Origin of the sequence: Ochrobactrum sp. SFR4, from assembly GCF_019730395.1 — a bacterium.
Lineage (GTDB): Bacteria > Pseudomonadota > Alphaproteobacteria > Rhizobiales > Rhizobiaceae > Pseudochrobactrum.
In genome coordinates this window covers 1-249 of the sequence record NZ_JAAPBB010001105.1, presented here as the reverse complement: position 1 = coordinate 249, position 249 = coordinate 1, and the positions used below count along the sequence as shown (strand labels likewise).

The 249-nt window shown below is 51.4% G+C and carries 1 protein-coding gene; it reads left to right on the top strand.

Annotated features, from left to right (window positions below; genetic code table 11):
- Nucleotides 1-249, top strand: a 249-nt coding sequence (locus HBA93_RS22465) for a signal recognition particle receptor subunit alpha (RefSeq protein WP_221724713.1), incomplete at both ends; no start/stop codon positions are given.

Below are 249 nucleotides of genomic sequence, written 5' to 3'. Positions count from 1 at the left end.
CAAAGCGGTTGAAGCAAAACAGGAACCGGTTGTTGTTGAAGCTGAGCTGGAAAAGAAACAGTCATGGTTCGAGCGGTTACGCAGCGGTTTATCGCGCTCGTCACAGCAGCTTGGTGATTCGATCGGTGGTATTTTCACCAAGCGTAAGCTGGATGAAGATACGTTGCAGGAACTGGAAGATGTGTTGATTCAGGCCGATCTTGGTCTGGAAACCGCGATGCGCATTACTGACAGCCTGTCATCCGGCCG